The organism is Streptomyces sp. NPDC046931, from assembly GCF_040644655.1.
GTDB lineage: Bacteria > Actinomycetota > Actinomycetes > Streptomycetales > Streptomycetaceae > Streptomyces.
Genome location: NZ_JBEYWX010000005.1, coordinates 240,375 through 265,346 on the forward strand (window position 1 = coordinate 240,375; position 24,972 = coordinate 265,346).

The 24,972-nt window shown below is 70.1% G+C and carries 26 protein-coding genes and 4 pseudogenes; 13 read left to right on the top strand and 17 right to left on the bottom strand.

The genetic code is table 11. The features are described from left to right. Window positions 1-120: 120 nt before the first annotated feature. Window positions 121-1,878 carry a sialidase family protein gene (locus tag ABZ876_RS13060; protein WP_361778716.1) on the top strand — a complete coding sequence of 586 codons (1,758 nt, stop codon included), beginning with the start codon at window positions 121-123 and terminating at the stop codon, window positions 1,876-1,878. Further along, window positions 1,879-2,346 (top strand): hypothetical protein, encoded by a 468-nt coding sequence (locus ABZ876_RS13065; RefSeq protein WP_361778718.1) that lies wholly within the window; start codon window positions 1,879-1,881, stop codon window positions 2,344-2,346. Between the two features lie 337 nt (window positions 2,347-2,683). On the opposite strand, the gene ABZ876_RS13070 is transcribed toward ABZ876_RS13065, so the two are convergent. Further along, window positions 2,684-3,160 carry a hypothetical protein gene (locus ABZ876_RS13070; RefSeq protein ID WP_361778721.1) on the bottom strand — a complete coding sequence of 159 codons (477 nt, stop codon included), beginning with the start codon at window positions 3,158-3,160 and terminating at the stop codon, window positions 2,684-2,686. 91 nt (window positions 3,161-3,251) lie between these two features. On the opposite strand from ABZ876_RS13070, the gene ABZ876_RS13075 reads away from it, so the two are divergent. Further along, on the top strand, window positions 3,252-3,617 hold the full coding sequence (locus tag ABZ876_RS13075; RefSeq protein WP_361778724.1) for a MerR family transcriptional regulator: 366 nt from the start codon (window positions 3,252-3,254) through the stop codon (window positions 3,615-3,617). A 73-nt stretch (window positions 3,618-3,690) separates the two neighbouring features. Here ABZ876_RS13075 and ABZ876_RS13080 read toward each other — a convergent pair whose 3' ends face one another. The 6 genes and pseudogenes from ABZ876_RS13080 to ABZ876_RS13105 form a co-directional block, all read right to left on the bottom strand. Beyond that, window positions 3,691-3,936, bottom strand: coding sequence for a hypothetical protein (locus ABZ876_RS13080; protein ID WP_361778727.1), 246 nt, complete (start codon window positions 3,934-3,936; stop codon window positions 3,691-3,693). Between the two features lie 304 nt (window positions 3,937-4,240). Then, window positions 4,241-4,783, bottom strand: a complete 543-nt coding sequence (locus tag ABZ876_RS13085; RefSeq protein ID WP_361778730.1) for a GNAT family N-acetyltransferase — start codon at window positions 4,781-4,783, stop codon at window positions 4,241-4,243. Between the two features lie 175 nt (window positions 4,784-4,958). Then, window positions 4,959-5,112, bottom strand: a pseudogene (locus ABZ876_RS13090) (IS5/IS1182 family transposase); the annotation flags it as partial. Window positions 5,113-5,142: 30 nt separating this feature from the next. Next, entirely contained in the window at window positions 5,143-5,781 is a 639-nt protein-coding gene (locus ABZ876_RS13095) for an HAD-IA family hydrolase (protein ID WP_361778733.1), read from the bottom strand. A gap of 293 nt (window positions 5,782-6,074) precedes the next feature. Further along, window positions 6,075-7,220 (bottom strand): acyl-CoA dehydrogenase family protein, encoded by a 1,146-nt coding sequence (locus ABZ876_RS13100; protein WP_361778736.1) that lies wholly within the window; start codon window positions 7,218-7,220, stop codon window positions 6,075-6,077. A gap of 142 nt (window positions 7,221-7,362) precedes the next feature. Further along, window positions 7,363-7,950, bottom strand: coding sequence for a TetR/AcrR family transcriptional regulator (locus ABZ876_RS13105; RefSeq protein ID WP_361778739.1), 588 nt, complete (start codon window positions 7,948-7,950; stop codon window positions 7,363-7,365). 128 nt (window positions 7,951-8,078) lie between these two features. On the opposite strand from ABZ876_RS13105, the gene ABZ876_RS13110 reads away from it, so the two are divergent. The 3 genes from ABZ876_RS13110 to ABZ876_RS13120 are packed head-to-tail and all read left to right on the top strand — an operon-like array spanning window position 8,079 to window position 10,218. After that, complete coding sequence (locus tag ABZ876_RS13110; protein ID WP_361778742.1) at window positions 8,079-9,164, top strand: DUF2855 family protein; 1,086 nt, start codon at window positions 8,079-8,081, stop codon at window positions 9,162-9,164. A gap of 2 nt (window positions 9,165-9,166) precedes the next feature. Then, window positions 9,167-9,427, top strand: coding sequence for a hypothetical protein (locus tag ABZ876_RS13115; RefSeq protein ID WP_361778745.1), 261 nt, complete (start codon window positions 9,167-9,169; stop codon window positions 9,425-9,427). After that, window positions 9,424-10,218, top strand: coding sequence for an SDR family NAD(P)-dependent oxidoreductase (locus ABZ876_RS13120; protein ID WP_361778747.1), 795 nt, complete (start codon window positions 9,424-9,426; stop codon window positions 10,216-10,218). The genes ABZ876_RS13115 and ABZ876_RS13120 overlap by 4 nt, the downstream gene beginning before the upstream one ends. A gap of 120 nt (window positions 10,219-10,338) precedes the next feature. On the opposite strand, the gene ABZ876_RS13125 is transcribed toward ABZ876_RS13120, so the two are convergent. After that, window positions 10,339-11,238, bottom strand: a complete 900-nt coding sequence (locus ABZ876_RS13125; protein WP_361778750.1) for an aminoglycoside phosphotransferase family protein — start codon at window positions 11,236-11,238, stop codon at window positions 10,339-10,341. 154 nt (window positions 11,239-11,392) lie between these two features. On the opposite strand from ABZ876_RS13125, the gene ABZ876_RS13130 reads away from it, so the two are divergent. The 3 genes from ABZ876_RS13130 to ABZ876_RS13140 all read left to right on the top strand — a co-directional run bounded on the left by ABZ876_RS13130 (window position 11,393) and on the right by ABZ876_RS13140 (window position 13,268). Continuing rightward, window positions 11,393-11,548 carry a hypothetical protein gene (locus ABZ876_RS13130; RefSeq protein WP_361778752.1) on the top strand — a complete coding sequence of 52 codons (156 nt, stop codon included), beginning with the start codon at window positions 11,393-11,395 and terminating at the stop codon, window positions 11,546-11,548. A 560-nt stretch (window positions 11,549-12,108) separates the two neighbouring features. Further along, the gene (locus tag ABZ876_RS13135) at window positions 12,109-12,870 is read left to right on the top strand and encodes an SDR family oxidoreductase (RefSeq protein ID WP_361778755.1); all 762 of its coding nucleotides are present in this window, start codon (window positions 12,109-12,111) and stop codon (window positions 12,868-12,870) included. Window positions 12,871-12,896: 26 nt separating this feature from the next. Continuing rightward, window positions 12,897-13,268 (top strand): MerR family transcriptional regulator, encoded by a 372-nt coding sequence (locus tag ABZ876_RS13140; protein ID WP_361779054.1) that lies wholly within the window; start codon window positions 12,897-12,899, stop codon window positions 13,266-13,268. Between the two features lie 431 nt (window positions 13,269-13,699). Here the strand turns inward: ABZ876_RS13140 and ABZ876_RS13145 are convergent, their stop codons facing one another. Further along, on the bottom strand, window positions 13,700-14,065 hold the full coding sequence (locus ABZ876_RS13145; RefSeq protein WP_361778758.1) for a hypothetical protein: 366 nt from the start codon (window positions 14,063-14,065) through the stop codon (window positions 13,700-13,702). Between the two features lie 757 nt (window positions 14,066-14,822). Here ABZ876_RS13145 and ABZ876_RS13150 point away from each other — a divergent pair. The 4 genes and pseudogenes from ABZ876_RS13150 to ABZ876_RS13165 all read left to right on the top strand — a co-directional run bounded on the left by ABZ876_RS13150 (window position 14,823) and on the right by ABZ876_RS13165 (window position 18,642). Further along, window positions 14,823-16,163 carry an MFS transporter gene (locus tag ABZ876_RS13150; protein ID WP_361778761.1) on the top strand — a complete coding sequence of 447 codons (1,341 nt, stop codon included), beginning with the start codon at window positions 14,823-14,825 and terminating at the stop codon, window positions 16,161-16,163. Between the two features lie 122 nt (window positions 16,164-16,285). Beyond that, window positions 16,286-16,900: pseudogene (locus ABZ876_RS13155) on the top strand (hypothetical protein); the annotation flags it as partial. Between the two features lie 478 nt (window positions 16,901-17,378). Continuing rightward, complete coding sequence (locus tag ABZ876_RS13160; RefSeq protein ID WP_361778767.1) at window positions 17,379-18,110, top strand: alpha/beta hydrolase; 732 nt, start codon at window positions 17,379-17,381, stop codon at window positions 18,108-18,110. Between the two features lie 232 nt (window positions 18,111-18,342). Then, window positions 18,343-18,642 carry an alpha/beta hydrolase gene (locus tag ABZ876_RS13165; RefSeq protein WP_361778770.1) on the top strand — a complete coding sequence of 100 codons (300 nt, stop codon included), beginning with the start codon at window positions 18,343-18,345 and terminating at the stop codon, window positions 18,640-18,642. 93 nt (window positions 18,643-18,735) lie between these two features. Here ABZ876_RS13165 and ABZ876_RS13170 read toward each other — a convergent pair whose 3' ends face one another. The 8 genes and pseudogenes from ABZ876_RS13170 to ABZ876_RS13205 all read right to left on the bottom strand — a co-directional run bounded on the left by ABZ876_RS13170 (window position 18,736) and on the right by ABZ876_RS13205 (window position 24,122). Then, window positions 18,736-19,890 (bottom strand): MFS transporter, encoded by a 1,155-nt coding sequence (locus ABZ876_RS13170; protein WP_361779057.1) that lies wholly within the window; start codon window positions 19,888-19,890, stop codon window positions 18,736-18,738. A gap of 26 nt (window positions 19,891-19,916) precedes the next feature. Beyond that, on the bottom strand, window positions 19,917-20,483 hold the full coding sequence (locus ABZ876_RS13175) for a Chromate resistance protein ChrB (protein ID WP_361778772.1): 567 nt from the start codon (window positions 20,481-20,483) through the stop codon (window positions 19,917-19,919). A 67-nt stretch (window positions 20,484-20,550) separates the two neighbouring features. Next, a pseudogene (locus ABZ876_RS13180) lies at window positions 20,551-20,706 on the bottom strand (undecaprenyl-diphosphatase); the annotation flags it as partial. 114 nt (window positions 20,707-20,820) lie between these two features. After that, window positions 20,821-22,266 carry a HAMP domain-containing sensor histidine kinase gene (locus ABZ876_RS13185; protein ID WP_361778775.1) on the bottom strand — a complete coding sequence of 482 codons (1,446 nt, stop codon included), beginning with the start codon at window positions 22,264-22,266 and terminating at the stop codon, window positions 20,821-20,823. After that, window positions 22,263-22,997 (bottom strand): response regulator transcription factor, encoded by a 735-nt coding sequence (locus tag ABZ876_RS13190; RefSeq protein ID WP_361778778.1) that lies wholly within the window; start codon window positions 22,995-22,997, stop codon window positions 22,263-22,265. The genes ABZ876_RS13185 and ABZ876_RS13190 overlap by 4 nt, the downstream gene beginning before the upstream one ends. Before the next feature lie 120 nt (window positions 22,998-23,117). Beyond that, window positions 23,118-23,513 (bottom strand): annotated as a pseudogene (locus tag ABZ876_RS13195) (transposase); the annotation flags it as partial. Between the two features lie 32 nt (window positions 23,514-23,545). Then, window positions 23,546-23,674: a hypothetical protein gene (locus tag ABZ876_RS13200; RefSeq protein ID WP_361778781.1), complete on the bottom strand. Its 129-nt coding sequence runs from the start codon at window positions 23,672-23,674 to the stop codon at window positions 23,546-23,548. Between the two features lie 34 nt (window positions 23,675-23,708). Further along, window positions 23,709-24,122 carry a peptidase gene (locus ABZ876_RS13205; RefSeq protein WP_361778784.1) on the bottom strand — a complete coding sequence of 138 codons (414 nt, stop codon included), beginning with the start codon at window positions 24,120-24,122 and terminating at the stop codon, window positions 23,709-23,711. Window positions 24,123-24,972 lie beyond the last annotated feature (850 nt).

The window sequence follows — 24,972 nt, forward strand, 5'->3', positions numbered from 1 at the left end:
ACCACCTGTACCACTACGCACCACCCCCCTTGGTCCGACTCGCGAACCCACGAGGTACCTGTGGCTCTCCTCTCGACACTCCGTCTTCACCGCCGCCCGCGGTCGCGGGGGCGGCTCGCCGTGGGGTTGCTGGCACTCATCGCCGGAACCCTGCCGAATGTGCCGGCCGACGCCGCCACCCCGCTCTCCGGATCGGTCAGCGACACTGCGCCCACGACCACGTGGAGCGCCGGTCCCTTCGCCGTCCCGAACGTCTCCGGTACTGCCGGGACGGTGAGCTGCGGAAATGCGCAACTCTGCGATGACTACACCCTGAAGGTGTCAGTGCCCGTGGGCTACGACGCCGGTCACAGCCTGCGCGTTGATGTCAAGTGGCCTGACTCCGCCGCGGACTTCGACCTGTACGTGCTGGATTCGGACGGCCGTGAGGTGGCCGCCTCCGCCTCTTCCAGCGACCCGGAGACCGTGCTGCTCCCGGCAGTGACGGCGACGTACACCGTGCGCGTGGTGCCGTACGCCCCGCTCGGCGACAGCTTCACCGGCACCGCGAGCCTGGTCGCCGATCCGGCCAATCCGCCGCCGAGTACGGCGACCCCGCCGATGTACGCGAACTCCTCGGCGCCCGACAGCATCAAGGACGCGCACAACGCCGGCGAACCCTCGATCGGCGTCGACCGCGCAACCGGTGCCGCGATGTTCCAGGCGTACACCTCGACGCTCAAGGTCACCTACGACGGCGCCGGCGCCGCCACCTGGCAGGACAAGAGCGCCGACGCGGGCAACGGCTGTCCCCAGGGCAGCACCACCAGCCTCGACCCGATCCTTTTCACCGACCCGGCCACCCACCGCACCTTCGAGTCGCAGCTCGCCGGAAAGACCGCCCTGACCTGCTACACCGACGACGACGGCGAGACGTGGACGCCGACAGGCGGCTCGGGCATCAACTCCGGGGTGGACCACCAGACCATCGGTGGCGGCCCCTTCACCACGGGCGAGCCGGGCGCCGTCACGTCGTACCCGAACGCCGTCTACTACTGCTCCCAGGACATCGCCGACGCTTCCTGCGCGGCCAGCCGGGACGGCGGTCTGACATACGGGCCCGCCATTCCGATGTACTCGCTGCTGGACTGTGGCGGCCTGCACGGGCATGTGAAGGTCGCCCCGGACGGTACGGTGTACGTGCCCAACAAGGGCTGCGGCGGCAACCAGGCCGTAGCCGTGTCCGAGGACAACGGGCTGACGTGGACCGTCCGCAAGAACACGTCCAGCACCCCCGGTGACTCCGACCCGAGCGTGGGAATCGGCGCCGGTGGGACTGCGTACATGGGCTACCAGGACAGCGACGGCACCGCGCGGGTCGCCGTCAGCCACGACAAGGGCAAGACGTGGCTGTACGACCAGAACGTCGGCGCGTCCCTCGGCATCGAGAACATCGTCTTCCCCGCCGTGATCGCGGGCGACGACAACCGCGCCGCCTTCGCCTTCCTGGGCACCACGACCGGGGGCAACTACCAGGACACGGCCAACTTCAAGGGCGTCTGGCACCTGTACGTGGCCACCACCTACGACGGCGGCCAGTCCTGGGTCACTGTCGACGCCACCCCCACCGACCCGGTACAGAGGGGGTCCATCTGCACGGGCGGCACCACCTGCGGCCAGGACCGCAACCTCCTGGACTTCATCGACGTCACCCTCGACGCCCAGGGCCGCGTGCTCGCCGCCTACGCCGACGGCTGCACCGGCACCTGCACCACCGGTGGCGCGCAGAACTACGACGCGCTGGCCTCCATCGCCCGCCAGTCCTCCGGCGACACGCTGTACGGCGCGTACGACGCCGTGATCGCCGGCAAGCACAAGAAGTCCAAGGGAGGCCGCTAGGTGAAGCCGTTCGCCCCGGCTGCCGTGCTGGTCGGCGCCGTCCTCGGTCTGGCGGCCGTCACCGGATGCTCGCCCGCGCCCCGGAACGCCGGGCCCTTGCGTGCGACGCCGTACACGGCCGCCTACGCGCCCGGCGGCTGCCCCACCGCCGCCTCACTGCCGCTTCCCAAGGACTTCCCGGCAGATCTGCCGGTGCCCGAGGGCGCGGTCGTGACGTCGGTGGAGCACCGCAACGGCGACCGGCTGATCGTCGCCACAGTCGTACGGAGCGGTTTCGACGCCACCCTGGCCTTTCTGCACAAGCAGCTCCCCAAGGCCGGATACACCCCGAAGGACGGTGAGGTGGAGAAGGACGACGCCGAGTCGAACTTCTCCTCCCCGACCGTCCGTGGCCGCTGGACGCTGCGGAAGATGGCCGACTGCGAGCAAGGGGTATACCTGACATACCTGACGTCCGCGGTCTCCTGAACTCGGCCCGGCCGAGGACTCTTCCCGGCCGGTGGAACTGCGAGTGGTCACCTTTCGCGGCGAGCGGCACCACGTGCGACGTCCACCGAAGGGTGGCCCCTCGGGCTGGAAGGCCGCTGGTGAACAGGTGGACCGCGAGCCTGACTGGCGGGCCTGCCAAAGGACGGTGAGACGGCAGCCCTGGACCGACGATCAGATGATCCATCTCAAGTGAACCGCCCTGCCTGATCGGCGACTACGGTGCCGGCTGAGCGTGACGAAGGACAAGGGCGGGGGCCGGCCCGTGTACTCAAGGGCGGGGGCCGGCCCGTGTACAGCCCCTGACCCGATGCGGGCGTCACTGGGCCTCGATGCTGAGCGGGTGTTCGCCAGCTGGACCGGCGGGCTCGCCAGTGATGTCCGTGCGAGCCCGCCACCACGGCAAAAGCTGAACGACACCGAACGCCACCTCCACAACGAAGAAAAGCCACAGCAGCCGCGTGACACCGTGAGCCAGCGCGTACGACTGCCACATGGCGAACAGCGTGCGCGCGACACCGTCGAGCAGTCCGTGCACCGGCAGCGGCTCGACGATCCGCAAGAGTGCCCAGACGACTACAACCGAACCCATCAGATTCGCGTACAGGGTCTGCATCGGGTCGAGAGCGGGAAGGACGCCCAGCCCGAGCGCGCCCCCCAGCGACGACAGTGCTCCGTGCAGCAGCACGTAGGTCCACGGCGTCGCGAATCCCGCTGTGACGACGAGGTCGTACCAGGCACTCGCACGTACGACGCGAAGATAGGCGCGGTGGGAAGCGATGAAAGGACGGATCACGGCAAGGCTCCTGCTGGTCTCACGGCAGCGACGCCTCACCGTAAACAGTGGAGTACTCTCCAAGGTCAAGTCCACAATCCGGCGGAGGGCCATGCGTATCGGAGAGCTGGCCGCGCAAGCGGGTATGACCAAGGACACCATTCGCTTCTACGAGAAGATCGGCCTCGTCACTGGTCGGCGTCTGGCCAACGGCTACCGCGACTTCCCTCTGGAGACCGTGCCCTGGCTGCACTACGTCCGCACCGCACAAACGCTCGGCTTCTCCCTCGCCGAGATCGCACGGCACGGCGAGGAACTGCGCGACGCGCCGGATGCCGCCGAGGCATTGTCTGCGCTGTTGAAGGAGAAGATCCAGGTCATCGATGCGCGCATGGTCGAACTCGCCGCCCTGCGGGCCGAACTCGACGCGCGCGTGGGCACCGGATGCCCGTTGCGGGCGGCTGGTCAGGCCGACTGAGCAGCTCGGCGACCGACCTGTCCAGTTCGGCTCTGCGATTTCTGCCGTCGCCGGCAGCTGACCGCCCGGCGGCTCATAGTGGTGCCTTCGCACAGATCCTGATCAGCGTGGTGTCGTCGGTCTCGATGATCCAGGCGGTTCTCAGCTCCGTCACCAAACGGGTGAAAGAGCTCGCGTCCAGTCGCCGCACCACCCGCCACCACACGGCCGTATCCGGCCCGGCATCGAAGCCGGCGCGCTCGAGAAAAACCTGTGCAAGAGCGTCTGACGCAAGCACGATCTTCTCTGCGTCCGCCTCGGCCCGGCCACGCTCTTGCACGCGAGCAAGCTCGTCGCGGAGCCGGTCGGAATGGGTGGTCGTGCGGGGTGGGCGGTCGTGCGGGGTGGGTGCCCCTCTGCGCAGCGGCGTCAGGCCCCTGGCCGGCACAACGGATGCGGGCGGGTGACAGGCACCCGGAGGGGGCCGACGCGTTCCTCCGAGCGGCCGAAGGCGGCCACCGGCACGGCCCACGCCCAAGGGCGAGCGGGCACGCGGCCGGGGACGGGGTCCCCATGACGGAAAAGACCCCGAAGGGGTCCCGGCCGCGCCGGCAGCGGCCGGGTACAGCTGTTTCGGCTGAGGATCAGGGGCGGTCCAGACCCCACGTCTGCAGGGCGTAGGGCCGTCCTTTCTCCTCACCCGTGATCAGCGGCACGTCGAGGAGTCTGAAGCCCGCCTTGGTGGCCACGGCGACGCTGGCGGCGTTCTCGGCCTCCAGCTCCAGAATCACTTGTGCCGCGCCCAGCTGCTCGAAGGCGTACGCGGCCATCACCCGCACCGCCCGCGCCGCCAGCCCCTGGCCGCGGTGCGCGGGGCCGACCGCGTAGCCGAGCTCCGTGCCCTCGGGAGCACGCCTCAGCATCACCTCGCCGAGCGGTGGGCCGCCGTCGACGGTGATGGCGAGCAGGATGGCCGTGCCCCCCGCCCGCAGCTGCCGGTCCCGGTCCAGCCGTGCGCGGGCGGCCGCTTCGTCGAAGGGGGAGACGATCGGTGTCCAGTACGCGATGTCGGGGTGGTCGAACAGCTCCGGCATCGCGGCCAGGTCCGCCTCCGTCCAGTCCCGGAGGACGAGACCCTCTCCCGAGAGCTCGATCCGCTCGGGAAAGGGCGACGTGGTGCTGCACATGGTGAGGGACCTCCCTGGCCTGTTCGGACGAGGCAGGATAGCCGGGGACAGGCAGAGGCTCACCAGTGGTTTCCGGGGACTCTCATCCCAGCCGTGGTGGCGTCCGCCAGCACCGCCACGGCCCCCACGGGCCACCTCTCGCATCGCTCCCCCAGCTCATGGGCAACCGGCTCCAGGGCAGGCTCCACGGCCGTCCCCGACGTGCGCCGTCCGCGCCACTCCGTCGCAACGCGGTGATCTTTGCCGAAACAGCGCGGGCGCAGCCCCGTGAACGGGGCCATCCAAGACGGCTCGGACGCCGTGATCACTCCAGCCCACACGAAGATCATTCCAGTGCTGCCTGATGCCGGCGGCCAGGTTCAGGCGGCGGCATTCCCGGGAGGAGCGGACGCGAAGGCCAGGATGTGAGGGACTGATTCGCGCAGACTGATGAAGTGGCGATGCACACCCTCCACCGCAACGGCGGCGTTCACGCTCCACACCGTCATCCCGGCGCGAAGCCCGGACCGCACTCCTGACGGGGCGTCCTCGATGACCAGGCAGTCTCCCGGCGCGGCGCCGAGCTGCTCAGCGGCCCGCAGATACGGGACGGGAGAGGGCTTGCCCTCCCCGACAGCGGCCGCGTCCACGATCACGTCCGGCACCGGCAAGCCCGTTCGCAGGAAACGGCCGCGCACGCGGTGCTCGTAGTTCGAGGTCACCAGCGCCCAGGACCCCGGTGACAGGCCGTGCAGCAGCTCCGACGCGCCGTCGAAAGCCGCATAGACGCCGGAGCGGACGTCCTCGTCTTCCAGCTCATGCAGCGCAGCCAGGCACTCGTGCGGATCCCGGCCCGCAGCGACCTGGGCGAACGTCTCCATCGGCCGCGTCCGCAGAGCCACCTGGTAGACCTCGTGCCCATCCAGCCCGTATCGCTTCGCCCAGGCTCCCCAGACGCGGCGCTGGTTGCTCACCGCGTCGATCAACGTGCCGTCCACGTCGAACAGGACGTACTTCATGCGGCCCGGCCGCGCAGGTTCACTGATTCCTGCTCCGCCGCCGGGGCCGGGCCACAGTCGCCAGCGAGGAACCCTCACCGGCGCCAACTCCACGTTCGTGTCGCAGCCCGACGCCTCAGCCGCCGTCGCGGCCAACGGCTTCCAGCTCTACCGCTCCTCCGGCGCCCAGATCTGCGCCAAGTCCCGTGGGGCGCCTGCTGCGGCCGCCGAAGGCATGCACCTGGTCCCGCCGCGGCCGTCCGCCCCTGGTCAGGGTCCGGGCGACCGGCACGCCGACACCCGAAGCGGTGCGGTCACAGACCGAGGTCGCGGCCGATGAGTTCCTTCATGATCTCGTTAGAGCCGGCCCAGATCTTGGTGACCCGGGCGTCGCGCCAGGCCCGGGCCACCCGGTACTCGTTCATGAAGCCGTAGCCGCCGTGCAGTTGGACGCAGGCGTCGAGCACGTCGTTCTGCACCTGCGCGGACCACCACTTGGCCTTCGCCGCGTCCACGGCGGTGAGTTCGCCGTCGTTGTGTGCCATGACCGCCTGGTCGACGAACGCCTGGGCCACCTCCATCTGCGTCACCAGTTCGGCAAGCACGAACTTGTTGTACTGGAAGGAGCCGATCGGCTGGCCGAATGCCTTGCGCTGCTTGGTGTATTCGATGGTCTCCTCGAGGATCTGCGCGGCGTGCGCGAGGTTGGCGACCGCCCCTCCGAGGCGCTCCTGGGGCAGTCGCTCCATCATGTGAACGAAGCCCCGATCGACTTCGCCGATGACATGGGCGTGGGGGACCCGGACGTTGTCGAAGAACAGCTCCGCCGTGTCGGACTCGGTCTGCCCCACCTTGTCGAGCTTGCGCCCACGGGTAAAGCCCTCCATCCCCGTCTCCACGCCGAACAGGGTGATGCCATGAGCCTTCTTCTCGGGACTGGTCCGTGCGGCGACCACGACGAGGTCGGCCGAGTAGCCGTTGGTGATGAAGGTCTTCGACCCGTTGAGCACCCAGGTGTCACCCTCCCGGACCGCGGTGGTGCGCAGGGCCGCGAGATCGGAGCCGCCGCCGGGCTCGGTCATCCCGATCGCCGTCACGATCTCGCCGGAGCAGAAGCGGGGCAGCCAGCGGCGCTTCTGCCACTCGGTCGTCAGATCGACCAGGTAAGGCGCGACGATGTCGGTGTGGATGCCCAGGCAGGAGGAGAGTGCCGCATTCACCTTGGCCAGCTCCTCCGCCAGCACGGTGTTGTACCGGTAGTCGCGCGCCTCGCCGCCCCCGTACTCCTCGGGGATCTCCAGCCCCAAAAAGCCCTGCTTGCCGGCCTCGATCCATATGTCGCGCGGGATCGCGGCCGCCTCGATGAACTCGTCGGTGCGCGGGTGGACGTGGCGGTGCAGGAATTCCCGTACGGAAGCCCGGAAGACCTCGTGATCCGCTTCGAACATGCGACGTTTCATGATCGGACACCTCTCATCGCTAACTAAGCGCTTGCTCACCAGCCGGCTGGCGGTAAACCTTGCGGGTGCGCGGCGCCGTCGTCAACCACCGGCCGTGACGGTCCCGCTATGAGTCGGATCACAGGGTGCGTCGGCGCCGGGCTCAGTCCCGCGGCATGCGCAGCGCGTTCGTCCACAGCCGGGTGACGGTCTCGACCAGCGTGTCGAAGGGCACGGATTCGCCCAGGACGAAGGTCACGTACGCAAGCCGGCTGACCATCGCACTCAGCGCCCGGGCGGAGATGTCCGGGTCGAGTTCCGGATCCGCGAGGCCCGACTGCTGCAGGCGGGCGATGGAGGCGGCGCTGCGGTCGATGAACACGCGCGACCGCTCCAGCCGCACTCGCACGAACTGCGGGTCGACGGCGGCGGCCTGTTCCATGGCTGCCATCAGGCCGGCGTTGCGGCGATAGGACTCCAGGTAGGCGCGATTGGCCTCCTCGACCCCTCGCCACAGGTCCTTGCGTCCGCCGTCGCCGTCACCGCCGTCGCTGACTCCCGCGTGCAGCATCTCGTCCTGCAGCCGCGCCAGGACGGCGGCGAACACGTCCTCCTTGGACGTGAAGTGCGTGTAGAAGCTGCCGGTGGCCACTCCGGCTTCGGCCGCGATGTCGACGATGCGGGCGTCCAGATAGCCGACCCGCTCGAAGATCCGCCGGGCCGCGGCCACCAGGGCGTCACGAGTGCGCATGCCACGCCGGGTACGCGTCCCGGCCGACTGCGGCCGCGCGGGCTGTTCGGTTCCAGGATCAGGGGGGAGCATGTGCACATCGTAGCCCAATCTTGAATCCGAATGCGGATTCAAGTACGTTCCGGCCCATGGACAACACCACCGCTGCCACCGCCTGGAACCTGCTCGTCCGCCGCGACGACCTGTCCACCGCGGAGCTGGCCGACGCCCCCGTCCCGCAAGTGCGGGACGGCGAGGCGCTGCTGCGCGTCGACCGGGTCGGCCTGACCGCCAACAACGTCACCTACGCCGCGCTCGGCGACTCGTTCCGCTACTGGGAGTTCTTCCCCGCGCCCCGCGCCGGCTGGGGCATCGTCCCCCTCTGGGGCTTCGCCGACGTCGTCGCCTCCCGGGTCGACGGCATCGAGACAGGCAGCCGCTACTACGGCTACTACCCGTCCGCGAGCCACCTGCTGGTCCGCCCCGACCGGGTCGACGAACGCGGCTTCCGCGAGGCCAGCCCCCATCGCGTGCCGCTGCCCCGGCCCTACAACGCCTACGCCCTCACCACCGGCGACCTCGCCTACGAGGCCGGTCGGGAGGACCTTCACGTCCTGTACCGCCCGCTGTTCTGGACCTCGTTCATGCTGGCCGACTGGCTCGTCGACAACGCCTGGCTGGGCGCGAAGAGCGTCGTCCTGTCGTCCGCTTCGAGCAAGACGGCCTACGGCGCCGCCCACCTGCTGCAGGGGCAGGGCTGCGAGGTGGTCGGCCTGACCTCCCCGCGCAACCTCGCCTTCACCGAGGGCCTCGGCTGCTACGACCGGGTGCTGACCTACGAGGACATCTCCCGGCTCCCACGCACCCAGACGCTGTACGCCGACTTCGCGGGCGACGAGCAGCTGTCCGCCCGGCTGGGCGCCCACCTGGGCGACTCGCTGGTGCACGAGGTGGTCGTCGGTATCACCAACCAGGAACCCGCGCCCGCCGGCACCCTTGCGGAGACGGGGCCGGGCATGTTCTTCGCCCCCGACCAGATGCGCAAGCGCATCGGCGACTGGGGGCGGGAAGGGCTGGACCGCCGTTTCGCCGAGGCGTGGAAGGAGTTCCTGCCCGTGGCCGAGGGGTGGGTCGACATCGTGCACAGCAGCGGCCCGCAGAGCCTCGAGCGGGTCTGGCACGAGGTCCAGTCGGGTCGGACCTCGCCGCGTACCGGCCACATCATCACCCCGTAGCGATGGCCGTCGCGCTCTACGTGCGGCCGTTGGGCACGGCCGCTCTCACCCCGCCCCTCGAAGGGATGCCCATGGGCTACGTCTCCTTCGACTACGCCAAGCAGTGCGCCACGGCCGCGCAGCAGATCCCCGCCTGGATCCGAGACGGCCGCATCAAGATCAGGGGACACATGGTGAGAGGCACCGTGGACGACCTCCGTGAGGCGCTGCAGGTGCTGTTCCGCGGCGAGAACGTCGGCGAGCTCGTGCCGGAGTCGGCATGACCGCCACCGGGGCCCTGCGGGGAGGGCAGACGGACGGCGCCGCGCTCGCGGGCAAGGTGGCGATCGTCACCGGCGGTGCCAGTGGACTCGGCCGGGCCATGGCACTCGCGCTGGCGCAGGCCGGGGCGCGGGTGGTCGTCGCGGACCTCGACGCGCGCGGCGGCCGCGAGGTGGCCGACCTGGTCGACGGAGCCTTCCGCGCCTGCGACGTCTCCGACCTCGACGCCAGCCGCGCGCTGGTGGACTTCGCCCAGGAGCACTACGGCGGTGTCGACATCGCGCTGCTCAACGCGGGCGTGGCGACCGGATGCGGCGTCGGTGACGACTTCAACCCGGCGCGCTACCGCCGGGCGATGGGCGCCAACCTCGACGGCGTGGTCTACGGCACCCACGCGGTGCTGCCGGCGCTGCGAGCCCGCGGCGGAGGGGCGATCGTGGCGACCGCCTCCCTCGCCGGACTGGCGGCGGTACCGCTCGACCCGCTGTACGCGGCCAACAAGCACGCGGTCGTCGGACTCGCACGCTCCCTTGGACCGGCTCTCGCGCCGGACAATGTGCGCTTCAACGCGGTCTGCCCAGGCTTCGCCGAATCGCGGATCATCGACCCGCTGCGGGACATGCTCTCCGAGCAGGGCCTGCCCGTCATCCCGGCCGAGGTGGTGGCGGACACGGTGCTGCGGATCGTCACCGGCGACGGTACGGGCGAGTGTTGGTTCGTCCAGGCGGGCCGCGAACCGGAACCCTTCCGCTTCCGCACCGTCCCCGGCCCAGGGAAGTCTGCCGCCGTCTGAGGCAGGTACGGCAACGCCCGGCCCGCAGGGCGAGGCTGTCACGGGAGCAGCACCGGCCGCGCTCCCGCTTCTGAGGTTTTCGGTCCGTATGGGCGTGGACATGCGCGAGTTGGTGGGTGCTCACTCTGACTGCGTCGGGAACAGCCATTTCAAGGCGGCGAGGCTCTTGTCGAGGTATTTGTGGTGCCCTGTCTCGATTCCGTAGGCCATGTCCTCCAAGACGCTGCACCTGGCGTAGAAGGCGGCTCGGGCACCGATCTCATGGGGGTCGGCTGGGTAGTTGTGCAGTGCCAGGCGGGCAGCGTCGGGGCCCAGGTCGCGGTAGAGGAGACCGAAGTCGTAGGCGGGATCGACGATCGCGGCATCGCTCCAGTCGATGACGCCGGTTACTGCGCAGGTGACCGGGTCGATGAGAACGTGCTCGATTCCCAGATCGTTGTGGGAGAACACCAGTGTGTGTCCGTCAGCCGGCGGTGGCGTGTCGAGGAACGCCTCCACGGCCGGGCGGTGCGCTTTGGGCACCCTTGGGGCCAGGGCGGCGTAGGTCTCCGCGGCCTCACGTAGCCACAGTTCCATCGGCTGGTCATCGGTGTCCACGAGCTCCGCCATCTGGGCGAGCGGAACGCCGTGCAGTGCGGTGAGCACTTCGCCGAGCACGGCGGCGATCGAGGTGCCGTGGGCCGATCGTTGCGGCAAAGGCAGGTCGATCAGCGGCAGACCGGGAAGTTTGAAGTAGGCCAGGCAGCCCTGCTCGGCGACCGTGAAGGCCGACTCGGGGACGGGCAGCGGTGAGATGCCCGCGACAGCGGCAAGCAACCTGGCCTCGTCGTTCACCTTCGCTGCCCGGACTTGCGCATCGGGTTCCTTGGTGAACCGTAGGATCAGCTCGCCATTGACCTCGTAGGCGGTGTTGTCCTCGCCCTCCCCCAAGAGGACCACGGAGTCGATCCGGTAGGCGGGCAGATGCGTGGCCACGACGCCACAGACATCTCCGGCACGATCGCGGCCCTGGCTCCCCATGCCACGACCTTAGTGCGCGGTGCCACGAACGCCGATCGGTTTGATCAAGCCGCCATGGAGCGGGGGCGGCCCCAGCGTTGCTGGCGTTGGCTGCGGACGCGGGCACGCTCGCGGCTCGGCCTTCGCCGCCTCCGCCCTGTTCCTGAAATCGCAGATGCACTACGACCTGGTGTCGCCGGGCGCGGCGTACTACGCGCTCGTCGCCCTCGGCCTCGTCGCCCTCGGCCTCGTCGCCTCGCTGGGCATCATCGCCTCGACTCTCCCTCTCCTCAAACGCATCACCGGCCCAGGGGCCGCCCGCAACGGCTGACACGTCAACTCCTCAAAGGGCCTCTCCGTCAGGACCTTTCTGATGCCTCATCAGGAGAAATCGCCGACATCCAGAGATCAAAAAAATTGGTGGGCTCGGCCGGCTACCCGAACGCGGGGCCGCAGCCCGGTTCTGCGCAAGCAACCCAGGGAGGCTCAGTGACAACCGCACCGCTCATGAACCAAGAAGGAATGACAGCCGCCGCATACTCAAAGCCGCGCTGGCAGTCGGAGCCGCCTTACCGATCGGCGTCGCACCCCAGGCGTGGGCGGCCCCCACCGCCCCGGGGCCGGTGCAGCTCACCCTGCCCGCGCCCACCGGACCGTACCCGGTGCCGTTGCCCTGTACCTGTGCCCGTTGTCTCCGCTCGCCGCGCCCAGGCCCCAGCCCTGTCTCGCCACGCGGCCCGGCATGAGCTCATCGTCGCCCTTCGGAAGGGAGCCGAGTCCGCCCCACACGCCACGGTCCACACGCTCCCGGCCCGGTGAGCCCCAGGACCAGCGGGCCCCACCGGGCGCCGTTTGACCTTGCCACTGGCGGCAGGGTTGAACGATCACAGCATGGACACCAACGTCGCACCGCAAAGCAGCAGAATCGTCGCCGTCACCGGGGCCGGCACCGGGATCGGTCGGGCCACCGCCCGGGCCTTCGCCGCCGAGGGCGCCCATGTGCTCGCCGTCGGCCGGCGAGCCGAACCGCTCCACGAGACCGCCGCCGGTCGCGAGCGGATCACCCCGCTGGCCGCGGACATCACCGCCGCGGGAGAACCCGAGCGAATCATCCACACCGCGCAGGAGTTGCACGGCCGATTGGACGTGCTGGTCAACAACGCCGGCATCGTGCGCAGCGGTGCCCTCGGCACCCTGACACCGGAGACGATCACCCCGCAGATCGCCACCAACCTGATCGCACCCATCCTGCTGACCCAGGCCGCCCTGCCGCTCCTGGAGTCAACCGGTGGGGTGATCGTCAACGTGACCACGTCGGTGGGGCAGCGGGCCTGGCCGGGCAGTTCGGTCTACGCGGCGACCAAGACCGCGCTGGAGCTGCTGACCCGCAGCTGGGCGGTCGAACTGGCACCCCGCGGGATCCGCGTGGTCGCGGTCGCCCCCGGAGCGATCGACACCCCGATCGGCGAACATCAGGGCCTGACGCCGGAGCGAATGGCCGCGGTGCGGGAATGGCAGCTGGCACACACCCCACTGGGCCGGATCGGCCACCCCGAGGAGGTGGCCTGGGCCATCACCCGGCTCGCTTCACCGGCCGCGTCGTTCGTCACCGGGATTGTGCTCCCGGTCGACGGCGGGGCGGTCGTGGCGTGATAGGAGTGACCCGGGAGGTGGAGCGGGTGAGGATCGGCGAGCTGGCCAAAGCCACCGGGACGACCGCCCGTGCGCTGCGGCACTACGAACAGGCCGGGCTGATCTCCTCGGAGCGAGCCCCCAACGGCTATCGCATCTACGACGAACGGGCAGTGATCCGGGTCCACAACATCCGCTACCTGCTGGCCGCGGGACTCACCCTCGACGACGTGCAGGTGTTCCTGCCCTGCCTGGACGGCGATGTGGCTGCCGCAACGCCGTCGGACAAGGGTCTGCGGGTCGCATTGGAACGGCTGACGGTCCTCAACGAAAGGATCGCTGCCCAGACCGAGGCCCGCGACCGGCTGGAGGCGGCACTTCGACACAGGACCGGCGGCCGGATCCCCCCAGTGGCCTAACCTTTCCGCGCTGCGTACGAAGCCGGGGACCTGGCCGGCTTGGTCAGACTTCTACACCCGGACGCCGTCTACGTCACCGACGGCGGCGGCAAGGTCTCCGCGGCACGCAAGCTCCTCCACGGCGGCGGGCGCGTCCCCGAGGTCATGGTGCGTGTGGGGCGGCAGTGGCACCCGGACCGCATCGACTGCGCCGAGGTCGGCGGCGAGCTCGCCCTTGTGTTCTACCGCGAAGGCCGGGTGTACTCCGTCGACACGGTCAAGACACACACGACCGCCCACCAAAGGAACCATGACCGACCCCCAGCGCGTCAACATCGGCAAGCAGCACCCGACCGCCTACAAGGCCCTCATCGCCCTGTGGTCGGAGGTCGAAGAGACCGTCGGCAGGTGAACCGCGTGACGACGCCCTCGTGGAACGGACGCCGTCCTGGTCAGGCGCGGTCCGTCAGGTCCTCCGCAAACACCTGCGACAGGGGCTGCGGTCCGACGTACTGCTGGCAGTTGCACTGGCCGGCCTCGTAACGCAGCGGTTTCTTGTTCTCGTCCCAGGCCGTCGGCACCTCGACGCGTTCGTGGCACCGGCCCTGCTTGTCATGCTTGGCGAGATGGTGCGTGCATCCGCACACGGGCTCCGGTGGCTTGTGCGCCGCTTCGATGGCCAATCGTTCCTGCTTCGCCGCCTCCAGCAACTGCAGCTTGCGCTCATGCCGATTGCGCAGCGCCGTGCGAACGTTGTCGGCCGCCCACGCGAAGCCACCCGTCCAGAAGACGATGAGAACCCACCAGAACCAGTCCACAAGCCAACCCTTCCCCCCTGTGCTGCTGCGGGCCCAGCATAGACGGCTCATCCGAAGTGGCCTCACCTTAGTCATGCAGGCACCGGACACAGCCTCCCAGCCGGCTTCGCAGATCCGGCGGGACACCGACGCCGGGCGGGGACACGGCCGATCGGCCGGCCGCTGCCGCAGGCTCAGGGCCCGTCGTCGGGTGGCAGGATGGGCACATTGGCACGAAGAGGCCGACCAGCAGCCCGTACGGCTCGCTGTGCGCGGAGTCCGTCGGATGCGGCTGTACGGCCATCGCGCGCAAGCCGGGCATCGAGCCCGCGCGTCCGCGTGGGTGAGCCAGAGAGGGCCCCTCGCGGTGGGCGACGCCGGGCCGGGCCGATCGGGCAGCAACTCGCCACCGCCTCGGCGCGGCCCGATCTGCGCCGGCGTTCTCCGGCACACGCCGACGCGGCCGTATCGACGCCACTGCCGAGCCTCCGGACGCCCTGCCCCGGCTCTCCCGGGGCGACCCGCGTCCGGCACCCGCATTCGCCACCAGCGACGCCGTACAGGCCGTTGGCCAAAAGCGCGCCGTCACAGCACAAGCCCGGATCAATGTGCACGGTGGGGCCGGGGATCACGAGTGCCTGTGCCGGAAAGCCTGACGCGCGACAGGCGTACGCCCCCTCCACCCCACGGATGCGCAGTGCCCCCGCATGCCCCCCGTGATACGCAGTGCCCCGCATGCTCCCCCGTAACCCGTCGTCACCATGGGTAGTGAAGCGGCATGCACGATGTACGCGCCGTAAGAGCTCCCTCGATGCTCCGGCTCGCTGCCGCCTCGCTCGTCGGGACGGCCATCGAGATCTACGACTCCATTGTCTACGGAACCGCGGCCGCCCTGATCCTGGGACCCCTGTTCTTCCCGACCTTCTCGCCGCTGACCGGCACGCTGCTGGCCTTCGCAAGCGCCGGCATCGCATTCCTGGCGCGGCCCCTCGGCTCGGTGGTGTTCGGTCACATAGGGGACCGGCGCGGACGGCGGCCAGTACTCGTCGCCTCGCTGTGGCTGACCGGGGCCGCGACCGTGGCGGTCGGCTGCCTGCCGACCTACGCGACGATGGGCGCGACCGCTCCCGTCCTCCTGCTCGTGCTGCGCTTTGTGCAGGGACTCGGGCTCGGCGGAGAGTGGAGCGGTGCGGTACTGCTGACTGTGGAGCACGCGCCGGCCCGGCGGCGCGTGCTGTGGTCGAGCTTTCCGCAGATGGGCCTGGCGCTGGGCTTCCTGCTGGCCAACGTCGTGATGCTGGGGCTGTCAGCGACGCTGTCGGACGCGCAGTTCGCCGCCTGGGGCTGGCGGGTTCCGTTCTGGGCCGCTGGGGTCCTTACGGCCGTCGGACTGTGGCTGCGCGGCTCGCTCGCGGAAAGTCCGCACTTCCTGGAGATCGACCACCACGCACGTGTGCCGCTCCTGGATGTCCTGCGCGGCCACTGGCGCCTCGTCCTGCTGACAGCCGGCTCTCTTGCAGTCGGATTCGCTGTCGCCTACACCGTGACGACCTGGACTCTGGCGTATGGGACCGTACGGCTCGGCGTGAGCCGCACCGTCATACTGGCCTGTGTCATGGCCGTCGTCGTCGTGCAAGGGGCCCTGACTCCCCTGGTGGCTCACCTGGCAGACCGCTGCGCGCGGCGCTCGCTGTGCCTGGCCGGCTGCACGGCCGTGGCCCTGTGGATGTTCCCCATGGTCGCCCTGCTGTCGACCGGTCGGCCGCTGCTGATGTTCCTGGGCTCCCTTGGGGCCATGCTCTCCCTCACGCCGATGTTCGCCGTGACCGCCGCGTACGTACCCGAACTGTACGACGCCCGCGTGCGCTGCACCGGCGCGGCCCTCGGCTACAACCTCGGCGGAGTGGTCGGCGGCACCCTCACCCCGATCATCACCACGACACTGGCCGAGCGCAGCAGCAGCACACCCTGGAGCATCGGCGTCTACCTCACCGCCATGGCCCTGCTCAGCTTCGGATGCTTCGCCCTGCTGCCCGAGACCCGGCCCCCAGCGGCTCCGTCGGCAGGACTTCCCCCGGCCCAGGCGCCCCTTCACAGCCGACGCGCAGCCCCTTCATAGGCTGCCGCATGTGTCGATGGCCCGAAGCCCCGGGCGAGTGCCCCGGGGCTTCGCCTTGCGGTCACTCGCCCGATGCCGGTGAGGAGACCGCCACGCACGACCACCGCAAACTCGGCCGTCGGTTGGGCCCGTTCGGCACCGACCCGCTGATCGGCGCGGGACTGGCGTACTGGCTGCCCGACGGTGCAACCGTCCGGCACACCCTGGAGTCAGCGACGACATGTTCCCCCCGATGGAGATGGGCGGTGAGCAGGTCGTGCTGCAGCCAAGCCCGTGTCCGCACCACGCGGTGATCCACCGATCCCGCTCGGGCCTACGCGGCGCTCGGCATCGCCACGACCTCGACTGCCACCAGCCCGAGCAGTGCGACCTGCACTACGTCGGCGCGGACCGCGCCGAGCACCGCCCGGTCATGGTCCACCGAAGCGTCATCGGCAGCGTGGAGCGAGCCCTCGCCCAGGTCATCCTCCCGATTTCCGACCGAGTTGCCGAACGCCGTAGCGCTCGCCCAGCGATGCGCCACGCTTGGTCTGCGTGCCGAAAATCGCGGGGCCGGAACGCGGCAGTCTCGGCGCTCGTATCGGGGAAGCGCGCCCGGTTCCTTACCAAGCCGTCATCGGTGCCACGGAAGCCGCTGATGACCACGTCGCGCCGCGCCTACGTGACGGCAGCCGACCGGTGACGTGCTCACCCGCAGCGGCACTCTCGTCAATGCCCACAGCACCAACCCGTGGGACCGCGCCGATTCATGGCGGGGGCTGGATCAACGCAGGCGCCGGCCCGTACCCGACCCGGTGACGGCGGCATGCTCGCCAGGGCGCGTACCCTCACCTACGACAGCCGGGCCGGGCCGCTGTGGGCGCCCACGCCGAGGCCGTGATGACCGAGGCGATGAGCCGGGCCGCGGGTCGCCGCGTCCAAGACCGCCGGAATGAGCAAGCCGCTCGGCCGGATCAAGAACCTGACAACACCGGTTCGCCGACAAGAGGATGGCTGCCCCGAGGCCCAACTCCTCGAATTTCAGGGGCGACAGACTTTCGCCTTGGCGTCGTACTTGAGCAGAGCGGGCGAACCCGTCGTGGTAGGTTCGGCGTCGCCGTGCGCCGCTGCGAACTGAGGAGGTGAGACCGATCAACGCTTCGACAGGTCGGGACTCCCTCTCTCGCATGGTCTAGGGAGTGCCCGCAGAAGGCTTCCCGAAAGGCTCGAAACGCTATGCGCTTCACCTCTGAGACCTCGTCCGGCGGTGTCTCCGAACAGCTTTTTACCCTCGGTGCGATTCCGGGTGTGTTGTGGACTCCGGAAAGTGCCACCGGTAGTCGTCCCCTCATCCTGATGGGACACGGTGGCGGTCAGCACAAGAAGGCCCCCGGCATTCTCGCGCGTGCGCGCCGCTTTGTGACCGAGTGTGGTTTCGCGGTAGCGGCGGTCGACGTGCCCGGCCATGGCGACCGGCCGAAGCATGAGGAGTACGACCGGATCGCGACCGAGAACCAGGCTCGCGTGGAAGCCGGAGAGGAACTGGCTCCGCTGATCGCCGGCTTCCAGGCGCTTGTGGCCCGCCAGACCGTCCCGGAATGGCGGGCGGTCCTGGACGCGGTCCAGGAACTCGAGCATGTCGGTACTGGTCCCGTGGGCTATTGGGGTGTGTCGCTGGGGTGCGGTCTCGGCATTCCGTTCGTTGCCGCCGAACCCCGGGTCCGTGCCGCTGTGCTGGGTCTGGGCGGAGCACTGGCATCAGCGGAGGCCGCCGCGCGGATCACCGTCCCGGTGCAGTTCCTGCTGCAGTGGGACGACGAGCGGGTGCCGCGTGCCCAGGGCTTGGCACTGTTCGACGCCTTGGCCTCGGCGGAGAAGACGCTGCACGCCAACCCAGGCAAGCACGGGGAGATCCCGGCGTTCGAACTGGACAGTTCCCTGCGGTTCTTCACTCGGCACCTGAACTGATACCACAGTCGTCGGCGACGCGCTGATCGGGTCTTGTGCCCGATCAGCGCGTCCAACGCACACCGCGAGGCGTATCCTGTCCCGCCGCGACCCGCACGCGTACCCGGGAACCTTCCTCACCTGCGTCTACGAATCCCCGATACGGTTCGGCGGCGGAGCGGTCGGCGAGGGCTGGGCGACCGGGCTGGAGCAACGGGACGACGGATGGTGGCCGCGTTTCGACCGCGAGGTGATGGTCGCCTCACTGACCGAGAACGCCCAGCGATCCTTCTGGGACGAATGGGCGAGGATCACCTGCCCGACCCTGGCCATATGGGGCCAGAGGGGCATCATCCCTGCGCAGGAGGTCGACGACATGTTCCAGCAGCGACCCGACATGGTGGCCATGAGCATCCCGGAGGCGGGGCACGACGTACACCTGGAACACCCCGACCTCCTGCGGCAGGTACTCCAAAGCTTCCTTGAAGGGGTCAACGGGACCCCCGCCTTCAGGCGTTCCGGCCCGAACCCCTCGCGCCACTCGACTGAGTAGCGGCAAAGCGGTTACGCCGACACACGGCGCCGTGAGGAGGACGGGCAGAGGTGCCGTGACGAGCCGCCGTCGGCGTGGCCCACCGGGGTCTGGCTATTCCGCCTGGCCGGCCGCGACTGTCGCGCCGGTGCGGCCTACGACGGCCAGGGCGCCGCCGACGGAAACGAGGAGGGCGAGGGCGGCGTATCCGTAGGTGAGCGTGGCGAGCGAGGCGACGGCGGCGACCAGGATGGGCCCGCCCGCGTCGCCGAGTTCGCGGCCGAGTTCGGCGGCACCCATGGTCTGGCCGAGGCGCTCGGTGGGGGTGCTCGCGGCCAGCGCGGCGAAACCGAGCGGGGTGATCAGGCCCGTGCCGACGCCGATCAGGGCGGCACCGAGGAGCACGCCGGTCAGGCCCGGCAGCATGGCGCAGGCCAGACCCGCGGCGGTGGCCAGCAGGCCCACGGCCAGGCCGGAACGTGTGGTGAGGCGCCCGTCGTCCAGGGCGCGCCCGGCGCGTGGCTGGACGACCGCCGCAGACAGAGCGAGCACCGACACCGCCGCCCCGGTGGCCACCGTGCCCAGTCCGGCGGCGCGGCCGGAGACCGGCAGGAAACCGACCCCGACCGACAGGGCCCCGGTTGCCGCTGCGAGCGCGGCGGTGGGGGCGAGGAAGGCCGGATCGGCCAGCCGCCTGGCCAGGTCGAGCACGGTCTGCCGGGCCTTGGGCAGCGGGGGTACGGCGGGTACGGCGAGCGCGGCCCAGACGGCGACCGCCGCGCCGAGCACCGCGAGGACGGCGAACAGCAGCCGCAGCCCCCCGGCCCACACCAGGACGCCGCCGAGCAGCGGGCCGAGGGTGTAGCCGATGGACTTGTAGAAACCGTAGCTGCCGAAGGCGCGGCCATGCTTGGCGGCCGGGTTGAGGCGGGCGACCAGCGCGGAGGCGGCGGGAGAGAAGGCGGAGGCCGCGGCCCCCTGGCCGAGGCGGGCGGCCCACAGCCAGCCCGGGCTGTCCGCGGCGACGTACAGCGCGGACACGGCGGCGAAAGCGACCAGCCCGCCGAGCAGTACAGGGCGAGCGCCTATGCGGTCGGCGAGGGCGCCGAAGAGCGGCTTGAGGAGCACCTCGGCGCCGTCGTAGAGGGCGAGCAGGCCGCCGAGGACGAGCAGGGAGGTGACCGCGTCCTCGGTGTCGCCGCCGAGGGTCGCGGCGATGCCGTGGGCGCCGAATGCGGTGGTGAACCCTGCCGCGTACAGCGGCCACATCTGCCGGGCCGGGGCCGCCTGCGCGCTCACTGCTCCCCCTGCGGGCTCTGGTGCAGTGCGGCGAAGACCCGCTCCGCATAGCCCTCGCAGGCTGCGGCGCACTGCTTGAGCCGCCGGCCGGCCTCGGCGGCCTCCGGAGCGCCGAACACGTCCCGCGCGGTCAGATCGCGGTGCCAACGCCGCAGCCGCTCCATCGACTGCTCCTCTTCCTCCAGTTCGGCCAGGGTGAACTTGCCGATGCGGATCTCTTTGGCCAGTTCCTGCTCGAACTTGCCGCAGTCGGCCAGGAACTCCTGCCAGTCCTCGGAGCGGGCGGCGGTGAACAGTGCCTGGAAGCGGGACGCGTCCTCCTCGCTGCGCCCGGAAGCGTTCAGGGTCACGGCTTGCCCGCCGGCCTGTTCGGCGAGCGTGATGGCCCGGGTGACGCCGTCGGCGAAGACGGGCACGTCCGGAACGGCCCAGATGCCCTGGCCGAGGGAGAGCGCGCCGGTCTTGCGCAGCTCACGCCAGACCGCGACGCGGTGCCGGGACGGATCGGCGGGCAGTTTGATCACGAGGATGAGCCAGCGCCTGCCAGGCTCTTTCTTTGACACAGCAGCAAATGTAGCACTCGTTACAGTGGCTGCAGTGCCGCCTGATGCGTCGGGCGAGCAGGCTGATGGCCAGGAGCCCGCACAGTGCCGTCCCGGCGATGATCCGGTAGGCCACGAACGCGTTGAAGGAGTGCCGGGTGAAGAACTACTTCAGCAGCCGGGCGATGGAGGCGCAGGCGACCACGAACGAGACGACGGCGGTGCCCGCGGCGGGCGGCGCGGCGACCCGGAGTACCCCGTCCGGACCGGGCCTGGTCGCGATCTTCACTTCCGACGCGGCCGTACGAAGCACGCCGCTACCGGCGCCCGGCCCGCTTCGTACGGCCGCGTGAGGACCTCACCGCCGACCGGCTGCCTGTGTTCGGCGGCCGGGGACGCGGGACGAGCGGACCTCTTCTGGCGTGGAGCGCGGACTTCGCGGGCGGGCGGTGAGGGGGCGCAGTCGGATTCGGGCGTCGAGGCCGGCGCCGGGTGCGGGGTGGAGGGTGATGGCGCCGCCGGAGGCGTCGACGAGGTGGCGGACGATGGGCAGGCCGAGGCCGGTGCCGTCGTGGTGGGAGCCGGAAGCACGCCAGAAGCGGTCGAAGGCACGCTCGCGGTCGGCCTCGCTCATACCGGGCCCCTGGTCGACGATGTGGAGTTCGCCGCCCGGAACACGGTGGAGGGTGATGGTGGTGCTGGGCGGGGAGACGCGCAGGGCGTTGGCGACCAGGTTGTCGATGATCTGCTCCAGCGCCCCGGGGATCGCCCACACGTGGCCGGCGGGCGGGCCGGCGATGTCGATGGCGACGTACTGCTCCGCGGCCAGCGGCTCCCACATAGCTGCCCGGTCGGCGAGAACGGCGTCCAGGTCGACGGGTTCCGGGGTCGTGGCGGTGTTCTCCAGGCGGGCCAGGGCGAGCAGCCCCTGCACCATGCGGCCAAGTCGTTCGACCTCGCCGACGGCCTCCTCCAGGCTGCCGTGGGCCCGGGGGTCGAGGTAGGGCTCGAAGTTCTCCAGCCGCAGCCGCAGCGCCGTAAGCGGGGTTTTCAGCTGGTGAGATGCCTCCGAGGCGAACGCCTGCTGAGCTTTGAGCAGGTGCTGCAGGCGGGTGGCGGTCCGGGTGAAGGAGGCGGCCAGACTGCGCAGTTCGGGTGGACCGGCGGTGGCGTCGGGCGGGTTGGCGAGGTGACCGTCGGCCAGTTGCGTGGTCGCCGCCTCCATGACGCGCAGGGGCCGGGTGATCCAGCGGGCCAGGCTGAACGCGACCAGCGCCACGGCCGCCAGGACGCAGCCACCGGCGAGCGCGAGGGCGCCCCAGATGCGGTGGACGCGAGCGGAAACCTCGGCCATCGGGTAGGTCAGGCGCAACGCGCCGCGGATGGTGGTGCCCGAGGAGCCTGGCATGGTGGCCGACAGCACGTCGTTGCCGGCGCTGTCAGTGGTCGTGGTGACGGTGGGCTGGTTGTTCAGGGCCCGGACGATGTCCGGTTGCGCGGCAAGACTGATTCCGGTGGGGCCGGCCGGGTCGGAGTCGGCCAGAACGATGCCGTGCTTGTCGGTGACGACGACGCGGCCGCCGGTGCGGGCGGCGTAGTCGCCGACCACCTCGGGCAGTTCGTCGAGGTTCCCTTTCTCGATGTCCTCCTCGGTCACCTCGGCGAGCATGACGGCGTCGCGTTCCACGTTCTGGGAGGCGCGGGCGGTCTCGCCGCGGGCGTAGATGCAGCCGAAGGGAATTTCCAGGCCGGCCAGCACAAGCAGGGCCAGGGCAAGGTAGCTCAGCAGCAGCCGCCTGGTCATCCGGCCGCCTCGGCGGCGGTGTGGTCACCGGGGACGGTCAGGCGGAAACCGACCCCGCGGGCGGTGGTGATCCAGCCCGGGTCTCCGAGCTTGCGGCGCAACGCGGCGACGTGGGCATCGAGGGTCTTGGTGGGACCGAAGAAGTGCGGGTCCCACACCGTGTCCATGATCTGCTGACGCGAGTACACCGTTCCGGGATCCTCGGCGAGATAGGCGAGCAGGTCGAACTCCCTCGGAGTGAGGGCGATCGGCTGTCCATCGAGATGGACCTCGCGGGTGCGGCGGTTGACGGCGAGCGGGCCCAGCGTCTGCGCGCCCGGGGCCGTCTGGTGCGCCTCTGGCGCTTGCGCGGACCCGGCCGGCGCGTAGGCGGGCGCCCCGGCGCGGCGGGTGACGGCACGGATGCGGGCGATCAACTCGCGCACGCCGAAGGGCTTGGCGAGATAGTCGTCGGCACCGAGTTCGAGACCGACGATGCGGTCGGCCTCCTCGCCCCGCGCGGTGATCATGATGATGGGGACGGCGGAGCGGGCGCGCAGGCTGCGGCAGACGTCCAGGCCGTCCATGTCGGGCAGGCCGAGATCCAGCAGCACCAGGTCCGGCGCGGCCTCGGCGTCGGCGAGGCCGGCCGCGCCGGTGCGGACGTGGTCCACGGTGAACCCGTAGCGCCCCAGGCCCTCGGTGAGCGGGCCCGCGATTCGGTCGTCGTCTTCGATGAGCAGCAGCCGCATGGCGCAAGGCTCGCACAACTGTGCCAGGGGAATTGGAGAGTTCACGGGAAGCCGTCCGGGGCCAGGGAGACGTACGGGACGATGGTGACTCCTCCCCCGGCTGAAGTCGGGGGCTTTTCGTTACGCCGGGTTGGCGTTGCGATGGACCAGCCCGGCCCGTAGAACGTTGAGTGCGCCCACGGTGTCAGCGTGCGCGTGGTGGCCGCACGAGACGCAGTGGAACTTTTCCTGTGTGGGCCGGTTCTCCTTGGCGGTGTGCCCGCATTCGGGGCAGGTGCGGGAGGTGTTGCGGGGGTTGACGGCGATCACTTCCCGTCCGGCGCTTTCAGCCTTGGCGTGCGGGATCGTCAGGAACACCCGCCATCCGGCATCGCTGATCGACCTGTTGAGCCCGGCTTTGGCTAGGGCCCCGTTGGGCAGGAAGGTGCCCGGCCGGCCGGGGTCGGATCTCGGTGCGGGGGCCTTGCCCATGGTGCGGATCTTTAAATCCTCGTGCGCGATGAAGTCGTGCGCTCTGCGGACCAGGCGTGCGTGGCCGACAACAACGGCTAGTCGAAGGCGCCCTCCGCGAAGCGGTCCCCGTAGCCGGCCGGCGCCTGCACGCCGGGGAGCGCATGCAGGATCGCTGTCTCCTCGGTGCCCGAGGAGGCGGAGGCGTGCTCAGGTCCGGTCGGCATCGGGCTCCCCTTCCGTATATTCAGGCCGTGGCCGTCAGCCGGCGTCCTCGGTCTCTTCGGCGCCCTCCTTCTTGGTGTCGGTGACCTTGAACGACGTGTCGAGGTAGACCTCGATCGAGCTTCCGTCGGCCTGCTTCACCTCCACCGCATACATGCCGGGCTTCTCCGCGTCCTGCTCGGACTTCACCACCGTGCCCGGGTACGCGGCCAGGGCGGCGGCCTCGGCCTTCTGCTTGATATCACCGGTCAGCGGCGGCTCCTTCTTGTCGTCGGTGTCACCGGCGGCGTCGCCCGCTGCCTCGGTGCCACCGGCACTCTGGGCCGACTGCTGGCTGTCCGCGGAGCCGGAGGTGTCTGAGCCGGAGTCGGAACCGCCGCAGGCGACCAGCGCGAACATCAGCACGGCAGCGGGAGCGGCAAGCACGGCACGACGGGGCAGAGGACGCATCAGGTGTCTCCAAACACTGGGGTATGGCTTGCGAGTTCAGAGGCAGGTCTGCGGAACCTGACCTCCAGGGGGCGACAACGACCCTAGGAACCCGCCGTTGAGAGGCCGCCCAGCAAACAGAGAGGGAAAGACCAGCAGATTGCCAATCTTCCGCCACAACAGACATCCCTGTCCCCGAACGCCGAGGCGGACAACGGACAACGGACAGCAACAGAGCCTCGCGTTCTGTGCTGGGCCCCCCGGGCCTGGCCTGGCCTGGCCTGGCCGCGGACAGTGAGGCGGAAAGGTCCGCGGTCCTCCTGGGGAGCGATCGACCACCGTGCCGGATCGGTGAAGGGGCTGTGGAGGGGTTGTCGCGCCCGCTCAACGCGCGTAGCGGACGGAGTGAATGGTGCGGTTTCCTGGTGTTGTTTCTCCAACCCCCCACATTTCTTGGAGACTTCATGCGCCGCGCCGCTTTCGGCCTGCCCGCTGCTCCTTGTCGGTATCTCGGCCGTGCCCGCGCTCGCCGGCCCGTCGGCCCCGCTCTCCACCGCGACGGCCCACAGTGAGCTGACCGTGCTCTGACGGTGGCCACACCGCACTCGACGGACGGCTACGCCCACGACAAGTTCGACATCCGCCTGTCCTCCATGCTGGACACCTTCACCGACTGAATCAGCGTCACCTACGGCGCAGCACGCCGACCGCGCCGTCCGTGCAGCCATCGCATGTGGCCGGTGACCGGCGCCGGGTGAGGCGATCGCAGCCGACACGACGCGGTTGTCCGCCTCCTCCTGATGCTGTGGTGACAGGCGCAGGGCAGGTGGCTCACGCATGCCGACTGCCGCTGCCTGCCGGCCCGTGTGGC

Bases quoted from the DNA above. Each gene is read 5' to 3' on its own strand.
- ABZ876_RS13185 (WP_361778775.1), bottom strand. From the start codon at position 22,266: ATGACCAGGCGGCTGCTGCTGAGCTACCTTGCCCTGGCCCTGCTTGTG.
- ABZ876_RS13115 (WP_361778745.1), top strand. From the start codon at position 9,167: ATGGCCGTCGCGCTCTACGTGCGGCCGTTGGGCACGGCCGCTCTCACC.
- ABZ876_RS13130 (WP_361778752.1), top strand. From the start codon at position 11,393: ATGCACTACGACCTGGTGTCGCCGGGCGCGGCGTACTACGCGCTCGTC.
- ABZ876_RS13075 (WP_361778724.1), top strand. From the start codon at position 3,252: ATGCGTATCGGAGAGCTGGCCGCGCAAGCGGGTATGACCAAGGACACC.
- ABZ876_RS13105 (WP_361778739.1), bottom strand. From the start codon at position 7,950: ATGCGCACTCGTGACGCCCTGGTGGCCGCGGCCCGGCGGATCTTCGAG.
- ABZ876_RS13110 (WP_361778742.1), top strand. From the start codon at position 8,079: ATGGACAACACCACCGCTGCCACCGCCTGGAACCTGCTCGTCCGCCGC.
- ABZ876_RS13200 (WP_361778781.1), bottom strand. From the start codon at position 23,674: ATGCCGACCGGACCTGAGCACGCCTCCGCCTCCTCGGGCACCGAGGAG.
- ABZ876_RS13170 (WP_361779057.1), bottom strand. From the start codon at position 19,890: ATGTGGCCGCTGTACGCGGCAGGGTTCACCACCGCATTCGGCGCCCAC.
- ABZ876_RS13120 (WP_361778747.1), top strand. From the start codon at position 9,424: ATGACCGCCACCGGGGCCCTGCGGGGAGGGCAGACGGACGGCGCCGCG.
- ABZ876_RS13150 (WP_361778761.1), top strand. From the start codon at position 14,823: ATGCACGATGTACGCGCCGTAAGAGCTCCCTCGATGCTCCGGCTCGCT.
- ABZ876_RS13190 (WP_361778778.1), bottom strand. From the start codon at position 22,997: ATGCGGCTGCTGCTCATCGAAGACGACGACCGAATCGCGGGCCCGCTC.
- ABZ876_RS13160 (WP_361778767.1), top strand. From the start codon at position 17,379: ATGCGCTTCACCTCTGAGACCTCGTCCGGCGGTGTCTCCGAACAGCTT.
- ABZ876_RS13165 (WP_361778770.1), top strand. From the start codon at position 18,343: ATGGTCGCCTCACTGACCGAGAACGCCCAGCGATCCTTCTGGGACGAA.
- ABZ876_RS13085 (WP_361778730.1), bottom strand. From the start codon at position 4,783: ATGTGCAGCACCACGTCGCCCTTTCCCGAGCGGATCGAGCTCTCGGGA.
- ABZ876_RS13095 (WP_361778733.1), bottom strand. From the start codon at position 5,781: ATGAAGTACGTCCTGTTCGACGTGGACGGCACGTTGATCGACGCGGTG.
- ABZ876_RS13135 (WP_361778755.1), top strand. From the start codon at position 12,109: ATGGACACCAACGTCGCACCGCAAAGCAGCAGAATCGTCGCCGTCACC.
- ABZ876_RS13125 (WP_361778750.1), bottom strand. From the start codon at position 11,238: ATGGGGAGCCAGGGCCGCGATCGTGCCGGAGATGTCTGTGGCGTCGTG.
- ABZ876_RS13205 (WP_361778784.1), bottom strand. From the start codon at position 24,122: ATGCGTCCTCTGCCCCGTCGTGCCGTGCTTGCCGCTCCCGCTGCCGTG.
- ABZ876_RS13100 (WP_361778736.1), bottom strand. From the start codon at position 7,220: ATGAAACGTCGCATGTTCGAAGCGGATCACGAGGTCTTCCGGGCTTCC.